The following is a 26,641-nucleotide window of genomic DNA, read 5'->3' as shown; positions in this document are numbered from 1 at the left end:
TTCCTGATCCGATCGTGATCCGGGTGGGGGAGTGACGTGACGGTGCACAGGGCGGCGGTGCTCGGCAAGCCGATCGCGCACTCCCTCTCCCCGGTGATCCACCAGGCCGGCTACGCCGCCGCCGGGCTCGCCGGGTGGTCGTACACCCGGATCGAGTGCGCGGCCGCGGAGCTGCCGGACCTGGTCGCGGGCCTGGGCCCGGAGTGGGCCGGGTTGTCGGTGACCATGCCCGGCAAGGAGGCGGCGCTCGCGGTGGCCGACGAGGCCGCGCCGGTCGCCGCCGCGATCGGCGCCGCCAACACGCTGGTACGCCGCCCCGACGGCTCCTGGTACGCGGACAACACCGACGTCGCCGGCATGGTCGAGGTGCTCACTGCCGCCGGGGTGGTGCCGGGCGCCACCGTCACCCTGCTCGGCGCCGGCGGTACGGCCCGGGCCGCGCTGGCCGCCTGCGCCCGGCTCGGCGCCGGCCCGGTCACCGTGGTGGCCCGCCGTCCCGCGGCGGTCGACGAGCTGTGGCCGGTGGCGGAGGCCGTCGGCGTGGCGATGACGGGCACCGGCTGGGAGCGGGCCGCGGCGCACACCGGCGCCGACGTCGTCATCTCCACCGTGCCCAAGGGCGTGGCCGACCCGCTGGCCGACGCGGTCCACTGGGGACCGTCGACCGTCCTCTTCGACGCCCTCTACGATCCGTGGCCGACCCCGCTGGCCGCGTCGGCCCTCGCCGCCGGCCGCCGGGTGGTTTCCGGGCTCGACCTGCTGCTGGCCCAGGCGGTCGGCCAGTTCGAGCAGTTCACCGGGGTCCCCGCGCCGGTGGACGCCATGCGGCAGGCGCTGGTGGCGGCCCGTCGCTAGCTCGCGCCGGGCGTCGTCACGCCGGATGGGTCGGTGCGGGCCGGCCGCCCAGGGGGTGGCCGCCGCTGATCGGTCGGGCCGAGATGCGGCTACCTCTTCCCCGACTCGACCATCCGGGCGGAGCGGCGGCTGCTCGGGATGACCACGTCGATCATCGCGGTCCGGACGGCCTGACCGGGTCGCGGCGACCGCCCGGCGGACGGCCGTGTCCGCAGGGCGGGACGTGCCGGGCGGCACGTCGGGGCGGCCACCCGGCGTGACAGACTGACCGCTGTGTTGCGCTGGCTGACTGCAGGTGAATCGCACGGTCCCGCCCTCGTCGCGTTGATCGAGGGCGTACCCGCCGGGGTGGAGGTGACCACCGGCGATATCGCCGGCGAGCTGGCCCGGCGCCGGCTGGGCTACGGCCGGGGCGCCCGGATGTCGTTCGAGCAGGATGAGGTCGAGGTCATCGGCGGCCTGCGGCACGGTGTGACGCTGGGCAGCCCGGTCGCGATCCGGGTCGGCAACTCCGAGTGGCCGAAGTGGCAGACCGTCATGTCGGCCGACCCGGTCGATCCCGACGAGCTGGCCGGGCAGGCCCGCAACGCGCCGCTGACCCGGCCCCGGCCGGGCCACGCCGACCTCGCCGGCATGCAGAAGTACGGCCACACCGATGCCCGCCCGATCCTGGAGCGGGCCAGCGCGCGGGAGACCGCCGCCCGGGTCGCCGTCGGCACGGTCGCGAAGGCCCTGGTCAGGCAGGCACTCGGCATCGAGATCGTCTCCCACGTGGTGGAGCTGGGCCCGGTCGCCGCCAAGCCCGGCCTGCGGCCCCGGCCGGAGGACGCCGAGCGGATCGACGCCGACCCGCTGCGCTGCCTCGACCCGGAGGCCAGCGCCCGGATGGTCGCCGAGGTCGACGCCGCGAAGAAGGCCGCCGACACCCTCGGCGGCGTGGTCGAGGTCCTCGCGTACGGGGTGCCGCCGGGCCTGGGCAGCCACGTGCAGTGGGACCGCAAGCTCGACGCCCGGCTGGCCACCGCGCTGATGTCCATCCAGGCGATCAAGGGCGTGGAGATCGGCGACGGCTGGCAGCAGGCCCGTTCGCGCGGCTCCGAGGCGCACGACGAGATCATGCCGACGGCCACCGGCGTCCGCCGGATCACCGACCGGGCCGGCGGGCTGGAGGGCGGCATCACCACCGGCGAGCCGCTGCGGGTGAAGGCCGCGATGAAGCCGATCTCCTCGCTGAACCGGGCCCTGGCCACGGTGGACGTGACCACCGGCGAGCCGGCCACCGCGATCAACCAGCGGTCCGACGTCTGCGCGGTCCCGGCCGCCGCGGTGGTCGCCGAGGCGATGGTGGCCCTGGTGCTGGCCGAGGCGGCCACCGAGAAGTTCGGCGGTGACTCGGTGGCCGAGATCCGCCGCAACCTCGCCGGCTACCTCGACGCCCTGGTGATCCGGTGACCCGGCCGGTCTGCGTGCTGGTCGGGGCGCCCGGTTCCGGCAAGAGCACCGTCGGCGAGCAGCTCGCGGCCCTGCTCGGGGTGGAGTTCCGGGACACCGACGCCGACATCGAGTCGATGGCCGGCAAGCCGATCCCGGAGATCTTCATCGACGAGGGGGAGGCGCACTTCCGTACCCTCGAACGGGCCGCGGTGGCGGCGGCGCTGGCCTCGCACGCCGGGGTGCTCGCCGTCGGCGGCGGCGCGGTCCTCGCCGAGGAGAACCGCGCCGCGCTGGTCGGGCACACCGTGGTGCACCTGTCGGTGGAACTGCCCGACGCGGTGAAGCGGGTCGGGCTGGGCGCCGGCCGGCCGCTGCTCGCGGTCAACCCGCGGGCCACCCTCAAGTACCTGATGGACCAGCGCCGCCCGCTCTACACCGAGGTGGCGACCGCGACGGTGGTCACCGACGGGCGTACCCCGGAGGAGATCGCGGCCGAGGTCGCCGGCCTCGTCAAGGGGTAGCCGGCGCCGCGCCGGCGGCGATGGTGTCGAGCAGGTCGGCGAGGGCCTTCGGCGCGCTGCTCGCCCTGGCCGCCGCCGCCCGGCAGCGCCGCCGGGTCACCCTCGCTGGGCCGACCGGACGGCGGACTGAGCCCGACGCGCCGCCCCGGCGGGCGCCACCAGGTGGACAGCGGCCGTCCGGCGGCCCGCACTGCACTAGGCTGCCGTGCGATGGACGAGGTGACCCGGATCCCGGTCGGCGGCGAGCGGCCGTACGACGTGCTGGTCGGACGAAACCTGCTCGATCCGCCGCCCCGGCTGCTGCCCGGCGCGGAACGGGTGGCGCTGCTGTACGCGCCCCCGCTCAAGGGGCTGGCCGACACGCTCGCCGAGCGGCTCCGCGCCGCCGGTGTGGCGCCGCTGCCGATCGAGGTGCCCGACGCCGAGGCGGGCAAGCGGATCGAGGTCGCCGCCGACTGCTGGGACCGGCTCGGCGCGGCCGGGTTCACCCGGACCGACGCGGTGGTCGGGGTGGGTGGCGGCGCGGTGACCGACCTGGCCGGCTTCGTCGCGGCCTGCTGGCTGCGCGGGGTGCGCTGGGTGCCGGTCGCGACGTCGCTGCTCGGCATGGTCGACGCCGCGGTCGGCGGCAAGACCGGCGTGAACACCGCCGCGGGCAAGAACCTGGTCGGCGCGTTCCACCCGCCGGCCGGTGTGCTCTGCGACCTGTCGACCCTGGACAGCCTGCCGCGGGCCGACCTCGCCGCCGGGATGGCCGAGGTGGTGAAGTGCGGGTTCATCGCCGACCCGGCGATCCTCGACCTGGTCGAGCGGGATCCGGTGGCGGCCACCGACCCGACCGGGCCGGTGGCGCGGGAGCTGATCGAGCGGGCGATCCGGGTCAAGGCCGACGTGGTCTCCGGCGACCTGCGGGAGTCGGGGGTGCGCGAGGTGCTCAACTACGGGCACACCCTGGCGCACGCGATCGAGAAGGTGGAGGACTACCGCTGGCGGCACGGGCACGCCGTCGCGGTCGGCACGGTCTACGCCGGTGCCCTGGCCCGACTGGCCGGGCGCCTGGACGAGGCCACCGCGCAGCGGCACCGCACCGTGCTGGCCGCGCTCGGCCTGCCCACCAGCTACCCGGCCGACGCCTGGCCCCAGCTGCTCGCCGCGATGCGGGTGGACAAGAAGGCCCGGGGCAGCCGGTTGCGCTTCGTGGTGCTGGACGGGCTGGCCCGGCCGGCGATCCTGGAGGGCCCGGACGACGAGCTGCTGCACGCCGCCTACCGGGAGATCGCCTCATGAGGGTCCATGTGCTGAACGGCCCCAACCTGGGCCGGCTGGGCACCCGGCAGGTCGACGTGTACGGCGTGACCAGCTACGCCGATCTGGTGAGCCTCTGCGTCGACACCGGCACGGAGCTGGGGCTGGAGGTGACCGTCCGGCAGACCGACGCCGAGCACGAGCTGCTCGGTTGGCTGCACGAGGCGGCCGACGAGGGCGCGGCGGTGGTGCTCAACCCGGCCGCCTGGTCGCACTACTCGATCGCGGTCCGGGACGCCTGCGCGATGCTGCGCGGCCCGCTGGTGGAGGTGCACATCTCCAACATCCACGCCCGCGAGGAGTTCCGGCACCACTCGGTGATCTCCGCGGTGGCGACCGGGGTGATCTGCGGCCTGGGCGTCGATGGCTACCGCCTCGCCCTGCGCCACCTGGCCACCCTCGCCACCTGACGGCCGCCGCGCCCGCCCGACGCCGCCCCTTCGCTCTGCTGCCTCGGCGCAACAGTCGCCTGAATTGCTGCTTCTTCCTGCTCATTTCGGGCGTCGAGAGCCCTGCCCGCTGCTCTGAGTGATCGTGCCCGGCCGTGCCGACGCGGCAAGTGATCGCTTGATCCACTCCGTATCGCCGTGACGGTGTGGATCAAGGCGGTCACGGGCGGCGGGGCGCCCTCGCGGGGGCCGGCGCGGGTCGGGGAGAGACGGTGGGGTCGTTCGTTGGACACAGCTAGTAGACTCGTAAGGTCTGTCCGCCAATTGATGATCAAGGCAGGAAATGGCATCCACCAACGACCTCAAGAACGGCCTGGTACTCAACCTCGACGGGGAGCTCTGGGCCGTCGTCGAGTTCCAGCACGTCAAGCCCGGTAAGGGTGGGGCGTTCGTCCGCACGACGCTGAAGAACGTGCTGTCCGGCAAGGTCGTCGACAAGACCTTCAACGCGGGCACCAAGGTCGAGACCGCGACCGTCGACAAGCGCACCATGCAGTACCTCTACGCCGACGGCGAGGACTACGTCTTCATGGATCTGGAGACGTTCGACCAGATCACCGTCCCCGGCGGCACCGTCGGCGAGGCGGCCAACTACCTCCTCCCTGAGGCCGAGGCGACCGTCGCCACCCACGAGGGTGTGCCGCTCTACATCGAGCTGCCGACCTCCGTCGTGCTGGAGGTCACCTACACCGAGCCGGGTCTGCAGGGCGACCGCTCGACCGGCGGCAACAAGCCGGCCACCGTTGAGACCGACGCGACCGTGCAGGTGCCGCTCTTCATCACCACCGGCGAGAAGATCAAGGTCGACACCCGCGACGGCCGTTACCTCGGCCGCGCCTGATGGCCGAGGGTGCCAAGCAGCAGATGCCGGCGCGCCGCAAGGCGCGTAAGCGGGCGCTGGACGTGCTCTTCGAGGCTGACCTGCGCGACCGTCCGCCGGTCGAGGTGCTCGCCGGCTACATCGAGCGGATCGAGAAGCCCCGCCCGGAGCACCTCGGGTACGCGGTGAGCCTCGTCGAGGGGGTCGCCGAGCACCTGGACCGGATCGACGAGCTGATCGCCAGCTACGCCGAGGGGTGGACGCTGGACCGGATGCCGGCGGTCGACCGCAACCTCGCCCGGATCGCCGTCTACGAGCTGCTCTACGTCGACGAGATCGACGACGCGGTGGCGATCAGCGAGGCCGTCGAGCTGGCCCGGCAGATGTCGACCGACGACTCGCCGCGCTTCCTCAACGGGGTGCTCGGCCGGATCGCCGAGTACGCCACCCGCTGAGCGGGGCATCCGCGACGGCGGCATTCGCCGCCCCCGTACGACGAGAGGGCCCGTGCCGGTCGGCACGGGCCCTCTTCGTTGCGACAGCGGTCAGGACGCGAAGAACGCCCGCGGGTCGGCGACCAGCACACCGTGCTCGGTGAGCCGCTCGATCAGTCCGGACGGCGAGGCGTCGTAGACGATGGCGAGGGCGCGCAGGTCGTCGGCGCGGATGGAGAGCACCCGGCCGTTGTAGTCACCACGCTGCTGCTGGATGGCGCGGGCGTACCGGGCGACGTAGGCGAGGTCCTCGGAGGCCTCGTCGTAGAGCCGCTCCAGGTCCAGGACGATCTTGCTAGTGGGCTCGTGGCGCACTCCACTGCCGTCGGGCAGCAGCTCCGAAACGGGAACGCGGTAGAAGTCGGCCAGCTCCGCCAGGCGGGACACGGTGACGGCCCGGTCGCCGCGCTCGTACGAGCCGACCACCACGGCCTTCCACCGCCCGTTCGACTTCTCCTCCACACCCTGCAGGGACAGGCCCTGCTGCTGGCGGATGGAGCGCAGGCGGGCGCCCAGCGACTTGGCGTATTCAGAGGGCATTCGGACACTCCCAGTGCTGCTCGGGGTTCTCCCAGCTATCGCTACGGAGCGTGACGGTACGGGGATTGCGACACGCGGTCAAGTGGTCGTGACCTTACCGTTGGGGAGCGCGGGGGTACTTATCCCCATTTCACCACCCTGATCCGGGGATCAGTGGGTGGCGGCGGTCGGCCCGGTGACCGCTGGTAACGTGGCGTGAAGCCCCGGTCCGGGTCGTGCGACCCGACCGGAGATCCAGACGTCCTTTAACGACCCGTCCCGTGAGGCGGGGAAGGAGGTCCGCCGTGGCCTGCCCACCGCCTGCCCAGTCGTCGCCAACGCGACAACCCTCGGTGAAGGTGATCCTCGCCAGCGCCGACGTCCAGCGCGTCGTCGACCGGATCGCCCACCAGATCCTCGAGAAGACCCAGGGCGCCGCCGACACCGTCCTGCTCGGCATCCCCACCCGGGGCGCCCCGCTCGCGAAGCGGCTCGCCGCCCGGATCAGCGCCTTCGAGGACGTCGACGTCCCGGTCGGGGTGCTCGACATCACCCTCTACCGCGACGACCTGCGCCGGCATGCCACCCGCGCGATCGGCCCCACCCAGCTTCCGCCGGGCGGCATCGACGGCAAGCGGGTCATCCTCGTCGACGACGTGCTCTTCTCCGGCCGGACCGTCCGGGCCGCGCTCGACGCGCTCAACGACGTCGGCCGCCCGGCCTGCGTACAGCTCGCCGTCCTGGTCGACCGCGGGCACCGCGAGCTGCCGATCCGCGCCGACTACGTCGGCAAGAACATCCCGACCTCGCTCGCCGAGAGCGTCCGGGTCACCCTCGCCGAGACCGACGGCGCCGACGAGGTCAAGCTCTTCGGGGGTACGACCGCATGATCCGCCACCTGCTCTCCGGCGCCGACCTGGACGCCGCCACCGCCACCCAGATCCTGGACACCGCCGCCGAGATGGCCACCGTGGCCGGCCGGGAGGTCAAGAAGCTCCCCGCGCTGCGCGGCCGGACCGTGGTGAACCTCTTCTACGAGGACTCCACCCGGACCCGGATCTCCTTCGAGGCGGCCGCCAAGCGGCTCAGCGCCGACGTGATCAACTTCTCCGCCAAGGGCTCCAGCGTGACCAAGGGGGAGAGCCTGAAGGACACCGCGCTCACCCTCCAGGCGATGGGGGCCGACGCGGTGGTCGTCCGGCACCCCGCCTCCGGCGCCCCGCACCGGCTGGCCAACTGGGTGGACGGGTCGGTGGTCAACGCCGGCGACGGCACCCACGAGCACCCGACCCAGGCGCTGCTCGACGCGTACACGATGCGCTCCCGGCTGGGCCGGCTCGCCGGCCTGCACGTCGCGGTCGTCGGGGACGTGCTGCACTCCCGGGTGGCCCGCTCCAACGTGCTGCTGCTCTCCACCCTCGGCGCCAAGGTCACCCTGGTTGGCCCGCCGACGCTCATCCCGGTGCACATCGGCCAGGCGCTCGCGCCGGGCACCGACGTCTCCTACGACCTCGACGCGGTGCTGCCGCAGTCGGACGTGGTGATGATGCTGCGGGTGCAGCGGGAGCGGATGAATGACTCCTACTTCCCCTCCGCCCGCGAGTACGCCCGCCGCTACGGGCTGGACGGCCCGCGGATGCGTCGGCTGCCGGAGCACGCGATCGTCATGCACCCCGGCCCGATGAACCGGGGCATGGAGATCACCCCCGAGGTCGCCGACTCGCCCCGCTCCACCATCGTCGAACAGGTCGCCAACGGGGTCTCCGTGCGGATGGCCGTCCTCTACCTGCTGCTCGGAGGGAACAACCGGTGACCGCGTACCTGATCAAGAACGTGAGCGTCGTCGGCGCCGCGCCGGCCGACCTGCTGATCCGCGACGGCGTCGTCGCGGAGACCGGCGCCGGGCTCACCGCGCCGGACGCCACCGCGGTCGACGGCACCGGGCTGGTCGCCCTGCCCGGCCTGGTCGACCTGCACACCCACCTGCGGGAGCCGGGCCGGGAGGACGCCGAGACCGTCGATTCCGGCTCCCGGGCCGCGGCGCTCGGCGGCTACACCGCGGTCTGCGCGATGGCCAACACCTCCCCGGTCGCCGACACCGCCGGCGTGGTCGAGCAGGTCTGGCGGCTCGGCCGGGAGGCCGGGCTGGTCGACGTGCAGCCGATCGGCGCGGTCACCGTCGGCCTGGCCGGCGAGCGCCTCGCCGAGCTGGGCGCGATGGCCGACTCGGCGGCCCGGGTGCGGATCTTCTCCGACGACGGGCACTGCGTCGCCGACCCGAAGCTGATGCGCCGGGCCCTCGAGTACGTCAAGGCGTTCGACGGGGTGATCGCCCAGCACGCCGAGGAGCCCCGGCTCACCGAGGGCGCCCAGATGCACGAGGGTGAGGTCTCCACCCGGCTCGGGCTGACCGGCTGGCCGGCGGTCGCCGAGGAGGCGATCATCGCCCGGGACGTGCTGCTCGCCGAGCACGTCGGCAGCCGGCTGCACGTCTGCCACGTCTCCACCGCCGGCAGCGTCGAGGTGCTGCGCCAGGCCAAGGCCCGCGGGGTACGGGTCACCGCCGAGGTCACCCCGCACCACCTGCTGCTCACCGACGCCAAGGCCGAGACCTACGACCCGGTCTACAAGGTCAACCCGCCGCTGCGCACCGAGAGCGACATCGCCGCGCTGCGGGCCGCGCTGGCCGAGGGCGTGATCGACATCATCGCCACCGACCACGCCCCGCACGCGGTGGAGGACAAGGAGTGCGAGTGGGCGTACGCCCGGCCGGGCATGCTCGGCCTGGAGACCGCCCTCTCCATCGCGCTCGACGTGCTCGGCCCGCAGTGGGACCTGATCGCCGAGCGGATGTCCCGGGCGCCGGCCCGGATCGCCGGGCTGGACGGGCACGGCCTAGACCCGGCCCCCGGCGTGCCGGCCAACCTGACCCTGGTCGACCCGGCCGCCCGCCGGGTGATCGAGCCCGCGGAGCTGGCCAGCCGCAGTCGCAACACCCCGTACGCCCGCATGACGCTGCCGGGTCGCATCGTGGCGACCTTCCTGCGCGGCGAGCCGACGGTCCTGGACGGAAAGGCAGTCAAGTGAGTCGCAGGCGTTCCGCGATCCTCGTCCTGGAGGACGGCCGGACCTTCCACGGCGAGGCGTACGGCAGCGTGGGGGAGACGTTCGGCGAGGCGGTCTTCAACACCGGCATGACCGGCTACCAGGAGACCCTGACCGACCCCTCGTACCACCGGCAGGTGGTGGTGCAGACCGCGCCGCACATCGGCAACACCGGCGTCAACGCCGAGGACGACGAGTCCGGCCGGATCTGGGTCGCCGGCTACGTGGTCCGCGATCCGGCCCGGATCGGCTCCAACTGGCGAGCCACCGGCGGGCTGGAGGACCGGCTCGCCGCCGAGGGCGTGGTCGGCATCAGCGGGGTGGACACCCGGGCGCTGACCCGGCACCTGCGCGAACGCGGCGCGATGCGGGTCGGCATCTCCAGCGTCGACGACGACCCGCGCGCCCTGCTGGCCCGGGTCCGCCAGTCGCCGCAGATGGTCGGCGCGGACCTCTCCGCCGAGGTGACCACCGAGAAGCCGTACGTGGTCGAGGCGGTCGGTGAGCACCGGTTCACGGTGGCCGCGCTGGACCTGGGCATCAAGCGCAACGTGTCGCGCCGGCTCGCCGCGCGCGGGGTGACCACCCACGTGCTGCCCGCCGGCTCGACCATCGACGACCTGCTCGCCACCGGCGCGGACGCGGTCTTCCTCTCGCCCGGCCCGGGCGACCCGGCCACCGCCCACGGGCCGGTGGCGCTGGCGCAGGAGGTGCTGCGCCGCAGGGTGCCGCTCTTCGGCATCTGCTTCGGCAGCCAGATCCTCGGCCGGGCGCTCGGCTTCGGCACCTACAAGCTCGGCTACGGCCACCGCGGCATCAACCAGCCGGTGCTCGACCGGGTTACCGGCAAGGTCGAGGTGACCAGCCACAACCACGGCTTCGCGGTCGCCTGGCCGGGCCGCGAACAGGAGCCCAGCGCGGTCCTGGGCCCGGGCCGCAGGCCCGGGCAGGGCGCGGTCGTCCCCGACCAGGTGATCGAGACCGAGTTCGGTGGCGTCCAGGTGAGCCACGTCTGCCTCAACGACAACGTGGTCGAGGGGCTGCGGGCCAGGGACGTGCCCGCCTTCACCGTCCAGTACCACCCGGAGGCGGCGGCCGGCCCGCACGACGCGGACTACCTCTTCGACCGTTTCGCCGAGCTGATCGAGGGCCGTGGCCTCGACCAGCAGCACAGCGAGGGCCGGACCCAGAGCGAGGGGCGCACGAATGCCTAAGCGGACCGATCTCAAGCACATCCTGGTGATCGGCTCCGGGCCGATCGTGATCGGGCAGGCCTGCGAGTTCGACTACTCGGGCACCCAGGCCTGCCGGGTGCTGCGCAGCGAGGGGATCCGGGTCAGCCTGGTCAACTCCAACCCGGCGACCATCATGACCGACCCGGAGTTCGCCGACGCCACCTACATCGAGCCGATCACCCCGGAGTTCGTCGAGCTGGTCATCGCCAAGGAGCGCCCCGACGCCCTGCTGCCCACCCTCGGCGGGCAGACCGCGCTGAACACCGCGGTTGCCCTGCACGAGGCCGGTGTCCTCGACAAGTACGGCGTGGAGCTGATCGGCGCCAACATTGAGGCGATCAACCGGGGCGAGGACCGGCAGCTGTTCAAGGAGGTCGTCGCCAAGGCCGGCGTACGGCTCGGCCTGGACGACCCGACCGGCCTGGTGCCCCGCTCCCGGGTCTGCCACTCGATGGCCGAGGTCGAGGAGACGGTCGCCGAGCTGGGCCTGCCGGTGGTGATCCGGCCGTCGTTCACCATGGGCGGCCTCGGCTCCGGCATGGCGCACACCGCCGAGGACCTGGCCCGCATCGGCGGCGCCGGCCTGGCGGCCAGCCCGACGCACGAGGTGCTGATCGAGGAGAGCGTGCTCGGCTGGAAGGAGTACGAGCTCGAGCTGATGCGCGACCGTCACGACAACGTGGTGGTGGTCTGCTCGATCGAGAACGTCGACCCGATGGGCGTGCACACCGGCGACAGCGTCACCGTCGCCCCGGCCATGACCCTCACCGACCGGGAGTACCAGCGGCTGCGCGACCTCGGCATCGCGGTGCTGCGCGAGGTCGGGGTGGACACCGGCGGCTGCAACATCCAGTTCGCGGTCAACCCGGCCGACGGCCGGATCGTCGTGATCGAGATGAACCCCCGGGTCTCCCGCTCCTCGGCGCTGGCCTCCAAGGCGACCGGCTTCCCGATCGCCAAGATCGCCGCGAAGCTGGCCATCGGCTACACCCTGGACGAGATTCCCAACGACATCACCCTGAAGACCCCGGCGGCGTTCGAGCCGACCCTGGACTACGTGGTGGTGAAGATCCCCCGGTTCGCGTTCGAGAAGTTCCCCGGCGCCGACCCCGAGCTGACCACCACGATGAAGTCGGTCGGCGAGGCGATGAGCCTCGGGCGCAACTTCACCGAGGCGCTGAACAAGGCGATGCGCTCGATGGAGACCAGGAGCGGCGGCTTCTGGACCCAGCCCGACCCGGCCGGCGCCACCAAGGAGAACACCCTCGCCGCGCTGCGGAGGCCGCACGACGGTCGGCTCTACACCGCCGAGCGGGCGCTGCGCCTCGGCGCCTCGATCGCCGAGGTCGCCACCGCGTCCGGCGGGATCGACCCCTGGTTCCTGGACCAGGTCGCCGCGCTGGTCGAGCTGCGCGCCGAGATCGCGGACGCCCCGGTGCTCGACGCCGACCTGCTGCGCCGGGCCAAGCGGGCCGGGCTCTCCGACCGGCAGCTGGCCGCGCTCCGCCCGGAGCTGGCCGCCGAGGACGGGGTACGCACCCTGCGGCACCGGCTCGGCGTGCGCCCGGTCTACAAGACCGTGGACACCTGCGCCGCCGAGTTCGAGGCGACGACTCCTTACCACTACTCGACATACGACCAGGAGACCGAGGTGGCGCCCTCGGACCGGCCCAAGGTGCTGATCCTGGGCTCCGGGCCGAACCGGATCGGCCAGGGCATCGAGTTCGACTACTCCTGCGTGCACGCGGCGATGGCGCTGCGCGCGGTGGGCTTCGAGACCGTCATGGTCAACTGCAACCCGGAGACCGTCTCCACCGACTACGACACCGCCGACCGGCTCTACTTCGAGCCGCTGACCTTCGAGGACGTGCTGGAGGTCTGGCACGCCGAGGACTCTTCCGGCAGGGCGGCCGGCGGCCCGGGCGTGGTCGGGGTGATCGTGCAGCTCGGCGGGCAGACCCCGCTGGGGCTGGCGCAGCGGCTGAAGAACGCCGGCGTGCCGGTGGTCGGCACCTCCCCGGAGTCGATCCACCTCGCCGAGGAGCGGGGCGCCTTCGGCTCGGTGCTCGCCCGGGCCGGGTTGCGCGCCCCGGCGCACGGCATGGCCACCTCGTACGACGAGGCGAAGGCGATCGCCGAGGAGATCGGCTACCCGGTGCTGGTCCGCCCGTCGTACGTGCTGGGCGGTCGGGGCATGGAGATCGTCTACGACGACCCGACGCTGCGCGACTACATCGGTCGGGCCACCGACATCTCCCCGGACCACCCGGTGCTGGTGGACCGCTTCCTCGACGACGCCATCGAGATCGACGTGGACGCGCTCTGCGACATCGACGGCGAGGTGTACCTCGGCGGCGTGATGGAGCACATCGAGGAGGCCGGCATCCACTCCGGCGACTCGTCCTGCGCGCTGCCGCCGATCACCCTGGCCGGCTCGCACCTGGCCGAGGTGCGCCGCTACACCGAGGCGATCGCGCGCGGGGTGGGCGTCCGTGGCCTGCTCAACGTGCAGTACGCCCTGAAGGACGACGTGCTCTACGTGCTGGAGGCGAACCCGAGGGCGTCCCGGACGGTCCCCTTCGTATCCAAGGCGACCGCCGTGCCGCTGGCGAAGGCGGCGGCCCGGATCGCGCTCGGCGCCACCATCGCCGAGCTGCGCGCCGAGGGCCTGCTCCCGTCGACCGGGGACGGCGGCACCATGCCGGCCGACGCCCCGATCGCGGTCAAGGAGGCGGTGCTGCCGTTCAAGCGGTTCCGGACCCCGTCCGGCAAGGGGATCGACTCGCTGCTCGGCCCGGAGATGAAGTCCACCGGCGAGGTGATGGGCATCGACACCAACTTCGGGCACGCCTTCGCCAAGAGCCAGTCGGCCGCGTACGGGTCGCTGCCCACCGGCGGCAAGATCTTCGTCTCGGTGGCCAACCGGGACAAGCGCGGCATGATCTTCCCGATCAAGCGCCTGGCCGACCTGGGCTTCGAGATCGTCGCTACCACCGGCACCGCCGAGGTGCTGCGCCGGCACGGCATCGCGTGCGAGCAGATCCGCAAGCACTACGAGGCGGGCGCGGGGGAGGACGCGGTGTCGCTGATCCTCGGCGGCGACGTGGCCCTGGTGGTCAACACTCCGCAGGGCTCGGGCGCGAGCGCCCGCTCCGACGGCTACGAGATCCGCAGCGCGGCGGTGACGGCGGACATCCCGTGCATCACCACGGTGCCGGGCGCGGCGGCCGCCGTCATGGGCATCGAGGCGCGCATCCGCGGCGACATGCAGGTCCGCCCCCTCCAGGAACTCCACGCCGCCCTGCGAGCCGCCCAGTGATCTTCGAGAAGGTGGTGCGGCCGCAGCTGTTCCGGCTCGGGGGCGGGGACGCCGAGGCCGCGCACGAGTGGACGCTGCACCGCCTCGCCGCGCTGTCCCGGCGGCCGGCGGCGCTGGTGGCGCTGCGGGCGCGGTACGCCGTGCGGGCGCCGCGGACGGTCTTCGGGGTGGAGTTCCCCAATCCGGTCGGGCTGGCGGCCGGGATGGACAAGGACGGCGCCGCGTTGCCGGCGTGGCCCGCCCTGGGCTTCGGTTTCGTCGAGGTCGGCACGGTCACGGCGCACGCCCAGCCGGGTAACCCCCGGCCGCGGCTGTTCCGGCTGCGCGACAGCGAGGCCGTGGTCAACCGGATGGGCTTCAACAACGCCGGCGCGCAGGCCCTCGCCGCCCGGCTGGACGCGCTGCCCCGCCCGATCGGTGTGCCGCTGGGCATCTCGCTGGGCAAGTCCAAGATCACCCCGCTGGACGAGGCGGTAGCGGACTACCTCGCCTCGTACCGGGCGCTGCGCGGGCACGGCGACTACTTCGCGGTCAACGTCTCCTCGCCGAACACCCCCGGCCTGCGCTCCCTGCAGGGCAGGTCCCACCTGGACGCCCTGCTGGCGGCGCTGGTGGGGAAGAAGCCGGTGCTGGTGAAGATCGCCCCCGACCTGACCGAGCCGGCCATCGCCGAGCTGCTGGAGGTCTGCCTGGCCCGGGGCGCGGCCGGCGTGATCGCCACCAACACCACCCTGGCCCGGGACGGCCTCGCCCCGGCCGACCGGGAGCGCGGCGCGGAGACCGGCGGCCTCTCCGGCCGACCGCTGCGCGGACGCTCCCGGGAGGTGGTCGCGTTCGTGCACCGGGAGACCTGCGGCCGGCTCCCGGTGATCGGTGTCGGCGGCATCCTCGACCCGGACGACGCCGCCCGGATGCTCGACGCCGGCGCCAGCCTGGTCCAGCTCTACACCGGCTTCATCTACCGCGGGCCGGCCCTGGTCCGCGCGGCGGCCCGGGCGGCGGCGGCCCCGGCACCGGCTGAGGCCGCCCACCGGTGAGCCGCCGTCCGGGGTCGTCGTGCGGGGACGCCGCCGCGGCGCCGGCACCGAAGACACCACCATACCGAGGGAGCGCCGTGACGCCTGATGAGATCGTCGCCGCCGACCGCGCGCACGTCTGGCACCCGTACGCGGCGTCGCCGCCGGCCAACCCGCCGTACGTGGTGGAGAGCGCCGAGGGGGTCCGGCTGCGGCTGGCCGACGGCCGGGACCTGGTCGACGGGATGTCGTCCTGGTGGGCGGCGATCCACGGCTACCGGCACCCGGTGCTCGACGCGGCGGTCACCGACCAGCTTGGCCGGATGAGCCACGTGATGTTCGGCGGGCTCACCCATGAGCCGGCCGTGCGGCTCGCCGAGACCCTGGTGGAGCTCGCCCCGGAGGGGCTGGAACACGTCTTCCTCGCAGACTCCGGCTCGGTGAGCGTCGAGGTCGCCATCAAGATGTGCCTGCAGTACCAGCGGGCCGCCGGCCGGCCGGAGAAGCGCCGGCTGGGCACCTGGCGGGGCGGCTACCACGGCGACACGTTCCACCCGATGAGCGTCTGCGACCCGGAGGGCGGCATGCACCACATCTGGGGCGACGTGCTGCCCCGGCAGGTCTTCGCCCCGGTGCCGCCGGGCGGCTTCGACGACCCGCCCGACCCGGCGTACGTGGGCGCGCTGACCGACGCGGTCGCCCGGCACGCCCACGAGCTGGCCGCGGTGATCGTGGAACCCGTGGTGCAGGGCGCCGGCGGGATGCGCTTCCACCAGCCGGGGTACCTGCGGGTGCTGCGCGAGGTGACCCGGGAGCACGGGGTGTTGCTGATCTTCGACGAGATCGCCACCGGCTTCGGGCGGACCGGCACCATGTTCGCCGCCGAGCACGCCGGGGTGAGCCCGGACGTGCTCTGCGTCGGCAAGGCGCTCACCGGCGGCTACCTGACCCTGGCCGCCGCGCTCTGCACGCCGGAGATCGCCCGGGGCATCTCGGCGGACGGGGTGCTGGCGCACGGGCCCACGTTCATGGGCAATCCGTTGGCCTGCGCGGTGGCCAACGCGTCCCTGGGGCTGCTGCGGGCCGGCGACTGGGCCGCCGAGGTGTCCCGGGTGGGCTCCGGGCTGCGCGCCGGCCTGGCGCCGCTGCGCGGCGCGCCCGGCGTGGCCGACGTGCGGGTGCTGGGCGCGATCGGCGTGGTGCAGCTGGATCACCAGGTCGACATCGCCGCGGCCACCGCCGCCGCCGTGGCGCAGGGGGTCTGGCTGCGGCCGTTCCGCGATCTGGTCTACACCATGCCGCCGTACGTGACCGACGACGCGGACCTGGCCCGGATCACGGCCGGCGTCGCGGCGGCGGTCAAGGCCGGCTGAGGTGGGCCGGGGGACCGCCGGTGGCGGGCCGCCGGATGGACAGGCAGGACGGGGCTCCGGCCGACGCGGGCCCCGAGCGGGAGCGTGAGGAGAGAGACGCGGATGGAGAGCTTCGGAGCCCGGTTGCACCGGGCGGTCGCCGAGCGGGGGCCGCTCTGCGTGGGCATCGACCCGCACCCCGGGCTGCTGGCCCGTTGGGGCCTGCCGGACGACGTCGAGGGGCTGGACCGGTTCGCCCGGACAGTCGCGGAGGCGCTCGGTGACCGGGTTGCGGTGATCAAGCCCCAGTCGGCCTTTTTTGAGCGCTTCGGGGCCCGGGGTGTCGGCATTTTAGAGTCAACTATCCGACAGTTACGGGAGTCCGGCTCGCTCGTTCTGCTTGACGTCAAGCGCGGCGACATCGGTTCGACGGTGGCCGCGTACGCCTCGGCGTACCTCGATCCATCCAGCCCGATGTATGTCGACGCGGTCACCGCGAGCCCTTACCTGGGGGTCGGCTCGCTGGCGCCGATGTTCGAACTGGCGGCCACGCACGGTGGCGGCGTCTTCGTGCTGGCGCTCACCTCGAACCCGGAGGGGGCCGAGGTCCAGCGCGCCCGGACGGCCGACGGACGGACCGTCGCGCAGACCGTGATCGACGAGATTTCCCAGCTCAACAGGGGTGCGGAGCCGCTCGGCAGCTTCGGGCTGGTGGTCGGCGCGACGATCGGCGACACCGGTCACGACCTCTCCGGCGTGAACGGTCCGCTGCTCGCGCCGGGGCTCGGGGCGCAGGGTGCGACGGCGGCGGACCTGCGGACCGTGTTCGGTTCCAGCCTGCCCGCGGTGCTGCCCTCGTACTCCCGGGAGGTGCTGAACGCGGGCCCCGACGTGGCCGCGTTGCGGGCCGCCGCGGACCGTGCGCAGGCCGACTGCCAGGCCGTCCTGGCTGCGTCCTGACTGACTGACGGCTCGGTCACTTTACGTTGATCATCGCGCGCCCACGTTGCCGAAAGCGCCGACGACCGCTAGTTTTCCCCGCGCTGGGACCATGGACCCCTTTGGTTGCCAGCGACACCACGTTTCACAGAGCGGCGGCGCGTTCCGCCGTCGCGATAGGGACCTGAGGAGAACTGGTGCCGCTCCCGTCACTGACCCCCGAGCAGCGCGCTGCCGCGCTGGAGAAGGCTGCGGAGATCCGCAAGGCCCGTGCTGAGCTGAAGGAGCAGCTCAAGCAGGGCAAGACCACCCTCGCCGCCGTCCTTGAGCGGTCCGAGTCCGACGACGTCGTCGGCAAGCTGAAGGTTTCGGCCGTCCTGCAGGCGATGCCGGGCATCGGCAAGATCCGGGCAACCCAGATCATGGAAAAGCTCAAGATCGCCGACAGCCGTCGCCTGCGCGGCCTGGGCGAGCAGCAGCGCAAGGCTCTGCTTGGAGAGTTCGCCGCCAACTGAACGCGGCAGCGTGTAGAAACAAGCGGTGAGCACGGATGACGAGGCGCGCCCGGCGGCTCGGCTCACCGTCCTGTCCGGACCTTCGGGTGCCGGCCGGGGCGGTGTCGTTGAGCTGGTCCGGGCGCGTTCTCCGTCCGTGTGGGTGCCGGTGCCGGTGACCACCCGTCCGCCCCGTCCGGGCGAGTCCGACGGGGTCGACCGGCTCTTCCGGGACCCGGCCGATTTCGACCGGATGGTGGCCGCCGGCGAGCTGCTGGAGTGGTCGCGGGTGGGGCCGTACCGGCGGGGCACGCCCCGCGAGCCGCTGCGGACCCGGCTGGCCGAAGGTCGCCCGGTGCTGCTCCCGCTCGACCTGCCCGGCGCGCTCGCCGTCCGGGCGACCGTGCCCGACGTCCGCCTGGTCCTGCTCGTACCGCCGGGCGGCCGTCCGGACCCGGCCGTCGCCACGATCGGACACACCGTCACGAACGACCTGATCGAGCGGGTCGTCGACGAGCTGGTAACCTTGCTCGATTCTTCCTATCTGGCTCCCGCCCGGCCGCGCCTGCGCGGTTGAGCGACCAGCCGCGCTCGCGCGGACACTTCAGACGCAGAGGGTATTTCGTGGGATCCATCGCCAACCCCGAGGGCATCACCAACCCGCCGATCGACGAGCTCCTCGAGAAGACCACCTCGAAGTACGCGCTGGTGATCTTCGCTGCCAAGCGCGCGCGCCAGGTGAACGCCTACTACAGCCAGCTCGGCGAGGGCCTGCTCGAGTACGTCGGCCCGCTCGTGGAGACCACCCCGCAGGAGAAGCCGCTCTCCATCGCCATGCGCGAGATCAACGCGGGCCTGCTCACCGCCGAGCCGACCGACCAGCCGTAACACCCCCGCACGCCGATGCCCGCCGAGATTGTCCTCGGGGTCGGCGGCGGCATCGCCGCCTACAAGGCGTGTGAGCTGCTGCGGCTCCTCACCGAGTCCGGCCACCGGGTCCGGGTGGTGCCGACCGCGTCGGCGCTCCGCTTCGTCGGGGCGCCGACCTGGGCGGCGCTCTCCGGCCAGCCGGTCGCGGACGACGTCTGGTCCGACGTGCACGAGGTGCCGCACGTCCGGCTCGGCCAGCGGGCCGACCTGGTGGTGGTCGCGCCGGCCACGGCGGACCTGCTGGCCAAGGCGGCCCACGGGCTCGCCGACGACCTGCTCACCAACACCCTGCTGACCGCCCGGTGCCCGGTGGTGCTCGCCCCGGCGATGCACACCGAGATGTGGGAGCACCCGGCCACCGTCGCCAACGTCGCCACGCTGCGCGGCCGGGGCGTACGCGTGATCGAGCCGGCGGTGGGCCGGCTGACCGGAGCGGACAGCGGCAAGGGCCGGCTGCCCGACCCGGCCGAGATCTTCGCGGTGGCCCGCCGGGCCCTCGCCCGAGGTGTCGACGCCCCCGCCGACCTCGCCGGCCGGCACGTGGTGGTCACCGCCGGCGGCACCCGCGAACCGCTGGACCCGGTCCGCTTCCTGGGCAACCGCTCCTCCGGCAAGCAGGGGTACGCCTTTGCCCGCGCGGCCGTCGCCCGGGGCGCCCGGGTGACCCTGGTCTCGGCGAACGTCGCGCTCGCCGACCCGGCCGGCGTCGACCTGGTCCGGGTGGGCACCACCGAGGAGCTGCGCAAGGCAACCCTGGAGGCGGCGGCCGACGCGGACGCGGTGGTGATGGCGGCGGCTCCCGCCGATTTCCGGCCGGCGACCTACGCGACTGGCAAGATCAAGAAGGCGGACGACGGCAGCGCCCCGACGATCGAGCTGGTCACCAACCCGGACATCGCCGCCGAGCTGGGCCGACGCCGCCGACCGGAACAGGTGCTGGTGGTCTTCGCCGCCGAGACCGGCGACGCGGAGGCCAACGGCCGGGCCAAGCTCGCGCGCAAGCGCGCGGACCTCATCGTCATCAACGAGGTGGGCCCGAACAAGGTCTTCGGGGCCGAGACCAACACGGCGACAGTCATCGGCGCGGACGGCTCGGTCAGCCGGATGCCCGAGCAGTCCAAGGAGGACCTCGCCGATGCCGTCTGGGACCTCGCGGTGGCTCGGCTGGCCGACGGGTCCTGAACGCTGGTCACCTTCACCGTCCCGCGCCACCCTCGAGGCACGGTGACTAAACTGCCGCGAGCGACCTTTCAAGAGTCTTCAAGTTCTTAGGAGTGCCGTGACACGTCTCTTCACGTCCGAATCGGTGACGGAAGGCCATCCGGACAAGATCGCCGACCAGATCAGCGACGGCATCCTGGACGCCCTGCTCGCGCAGGACCCGCACAGCCGGGTTGCGGTGGAAACCCTGATCACGACCGGTCAGGTGCACGTCGCCGGCGAGGTGACCACCAAGGCGTACGCCGACATCCCGACCATCGTCCGGGAGACCATCCTCGAGATCGGGTACGACTCGTCGAAGAAGGGCTTCGACGGGGCGTCCTGCGGCGTGAGCGTCTCCATCGGCGCCCAGTCGCCGGACATCGCCCAGGGCGTCGACAACGCCATGGAGCTGCGTACCGGGTCGTCGGAGAGCGCGCTGGACGCCCAGGGCGCCGGCGACCAGGGCATGATGTTCGGCTTCGCCTGCTCCGAGACGCCGGAGCTGATGCCGCTGCCGATCGCGCTGGCGCACCGGCTGGCCCGCCGGCTCGCCGCGGTGCGCAAGGACGGGACCATCCCGTACCTGCGGCCCGACGGCAAGACCCAGGTCACCATCGAGTACGAGGGCCTGCGCCCGGTCCGGCTCAACACGGTGGTGGTGTCCAGCCAGCACGCTGCGGACATCTCGCTGGACTCGCTGCTCACCCCCGACGTGCGCGACCACGTCATCGCTCCGGAGCTGGAGAGCCTCGGCCTGGACACCGAGGGTTACCGGCTGCTGGTCAACCCGACCGGCCGGTTCGAGATCGGCGGTCCGATGGGTGACGCGGGGCTGACCGGCCGGAAGATCATCGTCGACACCTACGGCGGGTACGCCCGGCACGGTGGCGGCGCCTTCTCCGGCAAGGACCCGTCGAAGGTGGACCGGTCGGCCGCGTACGCGATGCGCTGGGTGGCCAAGAACGTCGTCGCCGCCGGCCTGGCTGAGCGGTGCGAGGCGCAGGTCGCGTACGCGATCGGCAAGGCGCACCCGGTCAGCCTCTTCATCGAGACCTTCGGCACCGAGACCGTGCCGGTCGCCTCGATCGAGAAGGCGGTCACCGAGGTCTTCGACCTCCGCCCGGCCGCCATCATCCGGGACCTCAACCTGCTCCGCCCGATCTACCAGCAGACCGCCGCGTACGGCCACTTCGGCCGCGAGCTGCCGGACCTGACCTGGGAGAGCACCGACCGGGCCGCCGACCTCAAGTCGGCCGCGGGAGCCTGACCGGCACCAGGCGCAGCGACCGGCGACCCGCCGAGGGGTCGCCGGTCGCTCGTGTCTGCGTGGACGTGCCGCTGCCGCACCTCGATCGCCCCTTCGACTACCTGGTCCCGGCCGAGCTGGACGCCGAGGCGGTGCCCGGGGTCCGGGTGAAGGTCCGCTTCGCCGGGCAGCTGGTCGACGGCTGGCTGCTGGAGCGCGCCGACGGCTCCGGGCACGGCGGGCGGCTGGCGTACCTGGAAAAGGTGGTCTCCCCGGAACCCGTGCTGGCGCCGGAGATCGCCCGGCTGGCCCGGGCGGTCGCCGACCGGTACGCGGGCAGCCTCGCCGACGTGCTCCGGCTGGCCGTGCCGCCGCGGCACGCCCGGGTCGAGAAGGAGGCCCCAGCGACCCCGCCGCCGGCGCCCACCGACGCCGCCGAGCCGCCCGTCGACTCCGCGCCGCCCACCGACGCCGCCGAGCCGCCCGTCGACTCCGCGCCGCCCACCGACGCCGCCGGGCCGCCCGCCGACCCCGCCGTGCCGACGGCGCCGCCGGCCGACGCGGCCCTGCCGGCCAGCGACGCCGTCGCGACGCCCACCCACGCCGCGCTGCCGGAGTCGCGGCCCAGCATCGACCCGCGCGGTTGGCGCGACTACCCGACCGGACCCGCACTCCTGCGGGCGCTCACCGACGGGCGGGCCCCCCGCGCCGTCTGGTCGGCGCTGGCCGGGGAGGACTGGGCCGCCCGGTACGCCGACGCGGTCGCCGCCACCGTCGCCAGCGGGCGGGGCGCGGTCGTCGTGGTGGCCGACGCCCGCGACCTGGACCGGCTCGACGCCGCGCTGACCGCCACCCTGGGCCCCGCGCGGCACGTCTGCCTCTCCGCCGCGCTCGGCCCGGCGCGGCGCTACCGGGCCTTCCTCGCCGCCCGCCGGGGCGAGGTGCCCGTGGTGATCGGCACCCGGGCCGCCATGTTCGCCCCGGTGCCCGCCCTGGGCCTCGTGGCGATCTGGGACGACGGGGACGACCTGCACGCCGAGCCGCGTTCGCCCTACCCGCACGCGCGGGACGTGCTGCTCACCCGGGCCCGGCTCGCCGAGGCCGCCGCGCTGGTCGGCGGATACGCCCGGACCGCCGAGGCGCAGCTGCTGGTGGAGACCGGATGGGCCCGCGAGGTGGTCGCCGACCGGGCGACCCTGCGGGCGCGTACCCCGGCCATCGCGCCGACCGGCGACGACCCGCAGCTGGCCCGCGACCCCGGCGCGGCGACCGCCCGGCTGCCCAGCCTGGCCTGGACCACCGCCCGGGACACCCTGCGCGCCGACGCCCCGGTGCTGGTGCAGGTGCCGCGTCGGGGCTACCTGCCGTCGGTCTCCTGCGCCGACTGCCGGACCCCGGCCCGCTGCCCGCACTGCGCCGGTCCGCTGGCGCTACCGTCGGCCAACGGGGTGCCGGCCTGCCGCTGGTGCGGCCGGGTCGCCGCCGCGTACGCCTGCCCGGAGTGCGGCGGGCGGCGGCTGCGGGCCGCGGTCACCGGCGCCCGGCGCACCGCCGAGGAGCTGGGCCGGGCCTTCCCCGGGGTGCCGGTGCGCACCTCCGGGCGGGAGGGGGTGCTGGCCGGCGTCCCCGGCGGCGCCGGCCTGGTGATCGCCACCCCGGGCGCCGAGCCGGTCGCCGAGGGCGGCTACGGCGCGGTGCTGCTGCTGGACTCCTGGGCCCTGCTCACCCGGGCCGACCTGCGCGCCGGCGAGGAGACGCTGCGCCGGTGGCTGGCCGCCGCCGCGCTGGCCCGCCCCGCCCCGGCCGGTGGCCGGGTGGTGGTGGTCGCCGACGGCGCCCTCGCCCCGGTGCAGGCGCTGCTGCGCTGGGACCCGGGCTGGTTCGCCGCCCGGGAGCTGGCCGAGCGACGGGAACTGGGGTTCCCGCCGGCGATGAAGATGGCCAGCGTCACCGGCCAGGCCGAGGCGGTGGCCGACCTGCTCGCCGAGGCCCGGCTCCCGGACGGCGCCGAGGTGCTCGGCCCGGTCCCGGCCGAGGAGGACCGGGAGCGGATGCTGGTCCGGGTGCCGCGCGCCCGGGCCGCCGCCCTGGCCGAGGCGCTGCACCTGGCGGCCGGGGTGCGCAGCGCCCGCAAGGCCGCCGACCCGGTCCGGCTCCAGGTCGACCCGCTGAGCCTGTTCTGAGCGCCGACCCGACCGGCGTCGCGGAGGACCGGGCGCCGTCGCGGCCGTGATCCGCGGCACCCGGCACGGCGGTCGCCCCGCGCGGGCGGCCGGTCGACGCACACCGCGTGCGGTAAACCGCTGGCGGCCGCGTGATAGCATCGCCCGTCATGCCCGGGCGCACGGATGGCGCGACGATGGCGGAGCGCGTCGATCCGACGCCATATCGATGATGTCAATCAGCCGGTGAGCAGGGGTGGACCAGTCGTGACCGTTCGTCAATCGATCGTCTTCAACGGTGACCTCGGCAGCGGCAAGAGCACCGTCTCCGTCGAGGTCGCGAAGCGGCTCGGCCTGCGCCGGGTCAGCGTCGGCGACCTCTACCGCCAGATGGCGCAGGAGCGGCAGATGACCGCCCTCCAGCTCAACCTGCACGCCGAGCTGGACCAGGCCGTCGACGGCTACGTCGACCAGCTCCAGCGGGACATCGCCGCCTCGGGCGAGTCGCTGGTGATGGACTCGCGGCTGGCCTGGCACTTCTTCACCGACGCGCTCAAGGTGCACATGATCACCGAGCCGGGCGAGGCGGCCCGCCGGGTGCTCGCCCGTCCCTCCGGCCCGGCCGAGAGCTACACCTCGCTGGAGGAGGCGACGGCCAAGCTCAGGGAGCGCAGCGAGAGCGAGCGGGGCCGGTTCATCGTCCGCTACGGCGTGGACAAAGCCCGGCTGCGCAACTACGACCTGATCTGCGACACCACCCGGGCGTCGGCGCCCGAGGTGATCGAGCGGATCATCGACGCGTACGAGGGCCGGCTCGGCGCCGACGTCCTGCAGACCGCGCCGCCGCTGCTGCTGCTCGACCCGGCCCGGGTCTACCCGACCGAGGACATCGCCACCCTGCGCGGGCTCTGGGACTCGGAGTTCGTCGGCGAGGTGGCCGAGGCCGGCGACGAGGCCCTGGAGCCGCTGCGGATCGGCTACACCGGTGAGTACTTCTTCGTGGTCGACGGCCACCGCCGGCTCAGCGCCGCCCTGCAGAACGGTTTCCACCTGGTGCCGGCCCAGCTGGTCGCCGAGGTGGAGGAGCCGGTGGTCGGCGGGATGAGCGCGGTCGACTACTTCGCCACCCACGTCCGGCCGGGCATCGTCTACGACTGGCAGGCCGCGCACGGCATCCAGCTGCCGCTGCCCGAGCACGCCCTGCTCGCCGGGGACGCGGTGCTGGCGGGGGAGCCCGGCAGCGGCGCCTGAGCGCCACCCCCACGCGCCCGGGACGCCCCGGCCGACGGCCGCACGGGGTCGCCCGCCCCGCGCCCGGGCGCGCATGATGGAGCCTCCGACGCATCGACTCCGGAGGCCGGTCATGGACGCTGCCGAGGCGCTCGCCCTGCTCATGTCGCGGCAGGGCCGGATCGACCCCTACCCCACGTACGAGCGGCTGCGCGCCCACGGGCCGGTGGTCCAGGCCGGGCCGGTGTTCTTCGTGGTGACCGGCTACGCCGAGGCCGACGAGATCCTCCGTGACCCTCAATTCGGGGTGATGGACGACGAGCTGCGCGACCAGTTCCTGCCCGGCTGGCGGGACAGCCCGGCCGTCGCGTCGATCTCCCGGTCGATGCTGCGCACCAACCCGCCCGACCACAGCCGGATGCGCCGCCTCGCCGCGGGCGCCTTCACCCCGCGCCGGATCGCCGCGATGCGGGACGTGGTCGAGGCCCAGGCCGGCGAGCTGATCGACGGGATCGTCGCGCGGAGCCGCGCGGGGGAGCCGGTCGACTTCATGGCCGAGTTCGCGTACCCGCTGCCGGTCGGGGTGATCTGCGCGCTGCTCGGCGTGCCGGCGGCCGACCGGCCGCTGTTCCGGCGCTGGGCGGCCGACCTCACCGGGGTGCTGGAGCCGGAGATCACCCCGGCCGAGCTGGCCGTCGCCGACCGGGGCGCGACCGAGCTGCGCGACTACTTCGCCGAGCTGGTCGAGGCCCGCCGCCGCGCGCCGGCCGACGACCTGACCACCGCCCTGGTCCAGGTGCACGACACCGACGGCGACCGGCTCTCCGGTGACGAGTTGCTGGCCAACCTGGTGGTGCTGCTGGTCGCCGGCTTCGAGACCACCACCAACCTGCTCGGCAACGGCCTGGTGGTGCTGCTGGACCAGCCGCGGGAGGCCCGGGTGCTGCGCGAGCACCCCGAGTTCGCCCCGGCGTACGTCGAGGAGCTGCTGCGCCACGACTCGCCGGTGCAGCTCACCACCCGGGTCAGCGCCGCCGCCACGAGCTGGGGCGGGGTGGACGTGCCGGCCGGCAGCTGGGCCCTGCTGCTGCTCGGCGCCGCCAACCGGGACCCCCGCCGCTACCCGGAGCCGGAGCGGTTCGACCCGTGGCGCCCGCAGGTCCACCCGCTCTCCTTCGGGGCCGGGCCGCACTACTGCCTCGGCGCCGGCCTGGCCCGGCTGGAGGCGCAGGTCGCCTTCCCGTTGCTGCTGCGCCGGCTGCCCGGACTCGCCCTCGCCGGCCGGCCCCGCCGCCGGACCCGGCTGACCCTGCGCGGCTACGAGACCCTGCCGGTGACCATCGACACGCAGGCCACGGCCGCTCATCGCGGTACGCCGGCCGGAGCGGCCCCCGGCACTCCGTAGACTGGTACGGCAGCAGACCGCCCAGCCGAAGGAGCCACACCGAGTGACCGTCCAGCCCATCCGTCTGTTCGGGGATCCGGTGCTGCGCACGCCGGCCGATCCGGTCGTCGACTTCGACGTCGAGCTGCGTAGGCTCATCGCCGACCTCACCGACACGATGCGCGAGCAGAGCGGCGCCGGCCTGGCCGCGCCCCAGCTCGGCGTGGGCCTGCGGGTGTTCACCTTCGACGTCGACGACGTCCTCGGCCACCTGGTCAACCCGGTGCTGGAGTTCCCCGACGAGGAGGAGCAGGACGGCCCGGAGGGCTGCCTCTCCATCCCCGGGCTCTACTTCGACACCAAGCGCCGGCAGAACGTCGTCGCCAAGGGCTTCAACGGCTACGGCGACCCGCTGCAGATCGTCGGCACCGGGCTGATGTCGCGCTGCGTGCAGCACGAGACCGACCACCTCGACGGGGTGCTCTTCGTCGACCGGCTGGACCAGGCCGGCCGCAAGGAGGCGATGAAGGCGATCCGCCAGGCGGAGTGGTACGACGCCGGCGCGCCGCCCACCGTCAAGCTCAGCCCGCACGCCGCGGGCAGCCCCTTCGGCCTGGGTCGGTGAGCCG

25 protein-coding genes are annotated in these 26,641 nt (G+C 73.8%); 24 read left to right on the top strand and 1 reads right to left on the bottom strand.

Annotated elements, in window-relative coordinates; genetic code table 11:
* Nucleotides 1-36: 36 nt before the first annotated feature.
* From ACLQ2U_RS13315 to nusB, 7 genes are all read left to right on the top strand, one after another.
* Nucleotides 37-855: a shikimate dehydrogenase gene (locus ACLQ2U_RS13315; protein WP_425750919.1), complete on the top strand. Its 819-nt coding sequence runs from the start codon at nt 37-39 to the stop codon at nt 853-855.
* 273 nt (nt 856-1,128) lie between these two features.
* A complete protein-coding gene (aroC, locus tag ACLQ2U_RS13310; RefSeq protein ID WP_425750918.1) occupies nt 1,129-2,307 on the top strand; it encodes a chorismate synthase in 1,179 nt (392 codons plus the stop codon).
* Nucleotides 2,304-2,810: a shikimate kinase gene (locus ACLQ2U_RS13305; protein WP_425750917.1), complete on the top strand. Its 507-nt coding sequence runs from the start codon at nt 2,304-2,306 to the stop codon at nt 2,808-2,810. The genes aroC and ACLQ2U_RS13305 overlap by 4 nt, the downstream gene beginning before the upstream one ends.
* A 210-nt stretch (nt 2,811-3,020) precedes the next feature.
* Complete coding sequence (gene aroB, locus ACLQ2U_RS13300) at nt 3,021-4,097, top strand: 3-dehydroquinate synthase (protein WP_425750916.1); 1,077 nt, start codon at nt 3,021-3,023, stop codon at nt 4,095-4,097.
* Complete coding sequence (gene aroQ / locus ACLQ2U_RS13295; protein ID WP_425750915.1) at nt 4,094-4,525, top strand: type II 3-dehydroquinate dehydratase; 432 nt, start codon at nt 4,094-4,096, stop codon at nt 4,523-4,525. Before aroB ends, aroQ begins: the two co-directional genes overlap by 4 nt.
* 322 nt (nt 4,526-4,847) lie before the next feature.
* Complete coding sequence (gene efp / locus ACLQ2U_RS13290) at nt 4,848-5,405, top strand: elongation factor P (RefSeq protein WP_425750914.1); 558 nt, start codon at nt 4,848-4,850, stop codon at nt 5,403-5,405.
* 23 nt (nt 5,406-5,428) lie between these two features.
* The gene (gene nusB, locus ACLQ2U_RS13285) at nt 5,429-5,839 is read left to right on the top strand and encodes a transcription antitermination factor NusB (RefSeq protein ID WP_425751112.1); all 411 of its coding nucleotides are present in this window, start codon (nt 5,429-5,431) and stop codon (nt 5,837-5,839) included.
* Nucleotides 5,840-5,929: 90 nt separating this feature from the next.
* On the opposite strand, the gene ACLQ2U_RS13280 is transcribed toward nusB, so the two are convergent.
* Nucleotides 5,930-6,418: a transcriptional regulator BldD gene (locus ACLQ2U_RS13280; protein ID WP_013285505.1), complete on the bottom strand. Its 489-nt coding sequence runs from the start codon at nt 6,416-6,418 to the stop codon at nt 5,930-5,932.
* Nucleotides 6,419-6,702: 284 nt separating this feature from the next.
* On the opposite strand from ACLQ2U_RS13280, the gene pyrR reads away from it, so the two are divergent.
* The 17 genes from pyrR (at nt 6,703) to def (ending at nt 26,637) form a co-directional block, all read left to right on the top strand.
* Nucleotides 6,703-7,287 (top strand): bifunctional pyr operon transcriptional regulator/uracil phosphoribosyltransferase PyrR, encoded by a 585-nt coding sequence (gene pyrR, locus ACLQ2U_RS13275; protein ID WP_425750913.1) that lies wholly within the window; start codon nt 6,703-6,705, stop codon nt 7,285-7,287.
* The gene (locus ACLQ2U_RS13270; protein ID WP_425750912.1) at nt 7,284-8,210 is read left to right on the top strand and encodes an aspartate carbamoyltransferase catalytic subunit; all 927 of its coding nucleotides are present in this window, start codon (nt 7,284-7,286) and stop codon (nt 8,208-8,210) included. The genes pyrR and ACLQ2U_RS13270 overlap by 4 nt, the downstream gene beginning before the upstream one ends.
* The gene (locus ACLQ2U_RS13265; RefSeq protein ID WP_425750911.1) at nt 8,207-9,484 is read left to right on the top strand and encodes a dihydroorotase; all 1,278 of its coding nucleotides are present in this window, start codon (nt 8,207-8,209) and stop codon (nt 9,482-9,484) included. The genes ACLQ2U_RS13270 and ACLQ2U_RS13265 overlap by 4 nt, the downstream gene beginning before the upstream one ends.
* The gene (gene carA, locus ACLQ2U_RS13260) at nt 9,481-10,716 is read left to right on the top strand and encodes a glutamine-hydrolyzing carbamoyl-phosphate synthase small subunit (protein ID WP_425750910.1); all 1,236 of its coding nucleotides are present in this window, start codon (nt 9,481-9,483) and stop codon (nt 10,714-10,716) included. Before ACLQ2U_RS13265 ends, carA begins: the two co-directional genes overlap by 4 nt.
* Nucleotides 10,709-14,056, top strand: coding sequence for a carbamoyl-phosphate synthase large subunit (gene carB, locus ACLQ2U_RS13255; RefSeq protein WP_425750909.1), 3,348 nt, complete (start codon nt 10,709-10,711; stop codon nt 14,054-14,056). The genes carA and carB overlap by 8 nt, the downstream gene beginning before the upstream one ends.
* On the top strand, nt 14,053-15,093 hold the full coding sequence (locus tag ACLQ2U_RS13250) for a quinone-dependent dihydroorotate dehydrogenase (RefSeq protein WP_425750908.1): 1,041 nt from the start codon (nt 14,053-14,055) through the stop codon (nt 15,091-15,093). The genes carB and ACLQ2U_RS13250 overlap by 4 nt, the downstream gene beginning before the upstream one ends.
* 77 nt (nt 15,094-15,170) lie before the next feature.
* Nucleotides 15,171-16,445 carry an adenosylmethionine--8-amino-7-oxononanoate transaminase gene (locus tag ACLQ2U_RS13245; protein WP_425750907.1) on the top strand — a complete coding sequence of 425 codons (1,275 nt, stop codon included), beginning with the start codon at nt 15,171-15,173 and terminating at the stop codon, nt 16,443-16,445.
* Nucleotides 16,446-16,547: 102 nt separating this feature from the next.
* The gene (gene pyrF, locus ACLQ2U_RS13240; RefSeq protein WP_425750906.1) at nt 16,548-17,384 is read left to right on the top strand and encodes an orotidine-5'-phosphate decarboxylase; all 837 of its coding nucleotides are present in this window, start codon (nt 16,548-16,550) and stop codon (nt 17,382-17,384) included.
* A gap of 176 nt (nt 17,385-17,560) precedes the next feature.
* A complete protein-coding gene (mihF, locus tag ACLQ2U_RS13235) occupies nt 17,561-17,878 on the top strand; it encodes an integration host factor, actinobacterial type (protein WP_425750905.1) in 318 nt (105 codons plus the stop codon).
* 25 nt (nt 17,879-17,903) lie between these two features.
* On the top strand, nt 17,904-18,434 hold the full coding sequence (locus ACLQ2U_RS13230; RefSeq protein ID WP_425750904.1) for a guanylate kinase: 531 nt from the start codon (nt 17,904-17,906) through the stop codon (nt 18,432-18,434).
* A 47-nt stretch (nt 18,435-18,481) separates the two neighbouring features.
* The gene (gene rpoZ, locus ACLQ2U_RS13225) at nt 18,482-18,745 is read left to right on the top strand and encodes a DNA-directed RNA polymerase subunit omega (protein ID WP_007075826.1); all 264 of its coding nucleotides are present in this window, start codon (nt 18,482-18,484) and stop codon (nt 18,743-18,745) included.
* A gap of 15 nt (nt 18,746-18,760) precedes the next feature.
* The gene (gene coaBC, locus ACLQ2U_RS13220; RefSeq protein WP_425750903.1) at nt 18,761-19,969 is read left to right on the top strand and encodes a bifunctional phosphopantothenoylcysteine decarboxylase/phosphopantothenate--cysteine ligase CoaBC; all 1,209 of its coding nucleotides are present in this window, start codon (nt 18,761-18,763) and stop codon (nt 19,967-19,969) included.
* A 97-nt stretch (nt 19,970-20,066) separates the two neighbouring features.
* The gene (gene metK / locus ACLQ2U_RS13215; RefSeq protein WP_425750902.1) at nt 20,067-21,257 is read left to right on the top strand and encodes a methionine adenosyltransferase; all 1,191 of its coding nucleotides are present in this window, start codon (nt 20,067-20,069) and stop codon (nt 21,255-21,257) included.
* A 59-nt stretch (nt 21,258-21,316) separates the two neighbouring features.
* Nucleotides 21,317-23,419, top strand: coding sequence for a primosomal protein N' (locus tag ACLQ2U_RS13210; RefSeq protein WP_425750901.1), 2,103 nt, complete (start codon nt 21,317-21,319; stop codon nt 23,417-23,419).
* 246 nt (nt 23,420-23,665) lie between these two features.
* On the top strand, nt 23,666-24,649 hold the full coding sequence (locus tag ACLQ2U_RS13205; protein ID WP_425750900.1) for an AAA family ATPase: 984 nt from the start codon (nt 23,666-23,668) through the stop codon (nt 24,647-24,649).
* 112 nt (nt 24,650-24,761) lie between these two features.
* Nucleotides 24,762-26,033, top strand: coding sequence for a cytochrome P450 (locus ACLQ2U_RS13200; RefSeq protein ID WP_425750899.1), 1,272 nt, complete (start codon nt 24,762-24,764; stop codon nt 26,031-26,033).
* Between the two features lie 43 nt (nt 26,034-26,076).
* Complete coding sequence (gene def / locus ACLQ2U_RS13195; protein WP_425750898.1) at nt 26,077-26,637, top strand: peptide deformylase; 561 nt, start codon at nt 26,077-26,079, stop codon at nt 26,635-26,637.
* Nucleotides 26,638-26,641: the final 4 nt, after the last annotated feature.

This window comes from Micromonospora sp. DT47, assembly GCF_049844475.1.
GTDB lineage: Bacteria > Actinomycetota > Actinomycetes > Mycobacteriales > Micromonosporaceae > Micromonospora.
Note: the sequence above shows the minus strand (reverse complement) of the source record. Positions and strands in the feature narration are given on the sequence as shown.

Excerpts from the sequence above, each read along its gene's own strand:
- pyrF (WP_425750906.1), top strand. The coding sequence starts at position 16,548 with ATGGAGAGCTTCGGAGCCCGGTTGCACCGGGCGGTCGCCGAGCGGGGG.
- nusB (WP_425751112.1), top strand. The coding sequence starts at position 5,429 with ATGCCGGCGCGCCGCAAGGCGCGTAAGCGGGCGCTGGACGTGCTCTTC.
- aroQ (WP_425750915.1), top strand. The coding sequence starts at position 4,094 with ATGAGGGTCCATGTGCTGAACGGCCCCAACCTGGGCCGGCTGGGCACC.
- efp (WP_425750914.1), top strand. The coding sequence starts at position 4,848 with ATGGCATCCACCAACGACCTCAAGAACGGCCTGGTACTCAACCTCGAC.
- coaBC (WP_425750903.1), top strand. The coding sequence starts at position 18,761 with ATGCCCGCCGAGATTGTCCTCGGGGTCGGCGGCGGCATCGCCGCCTAC.
- carB (WP_425750909.1), top strand. The coding sequence starts at position 10,709 with ATGCCTAAGCGGACCGATCTCAAGCACATCCTGGTGATCGGCTCCGGG.
- ACLQ2U_RS13280 (WP_013285505.1), bottom strand. The coding sequence starts at position 6,418 with ATGCCCTCTGAATACGCCAAGTCGCTGGGCGCCCGCCTGCGCTCCATC.
- ACLQ2U_RS13200 (WP_425750899.1), top strand. The coding sequence starts at position 24,762 with ATGGACGCTGCCGAGGCGCTCGCCCTGCTCATGTCGCGGCAGGGCCGG.
- aroB (WP_425750916.1), top strand. The coding sequence starts at position 3,021 with ATGGACGAGGTGACCCGGATCCCGGTCGGCGGCGAGCGGCCGTACGAC.
- ACLQ2U_RS13270 (WP_425750912.1), top strand. The coding sequence starts at position 7,284 with ATGATCCGCCACCTGCTCTCCGGCGCCGACCTGGACGCCGCCACCGCC.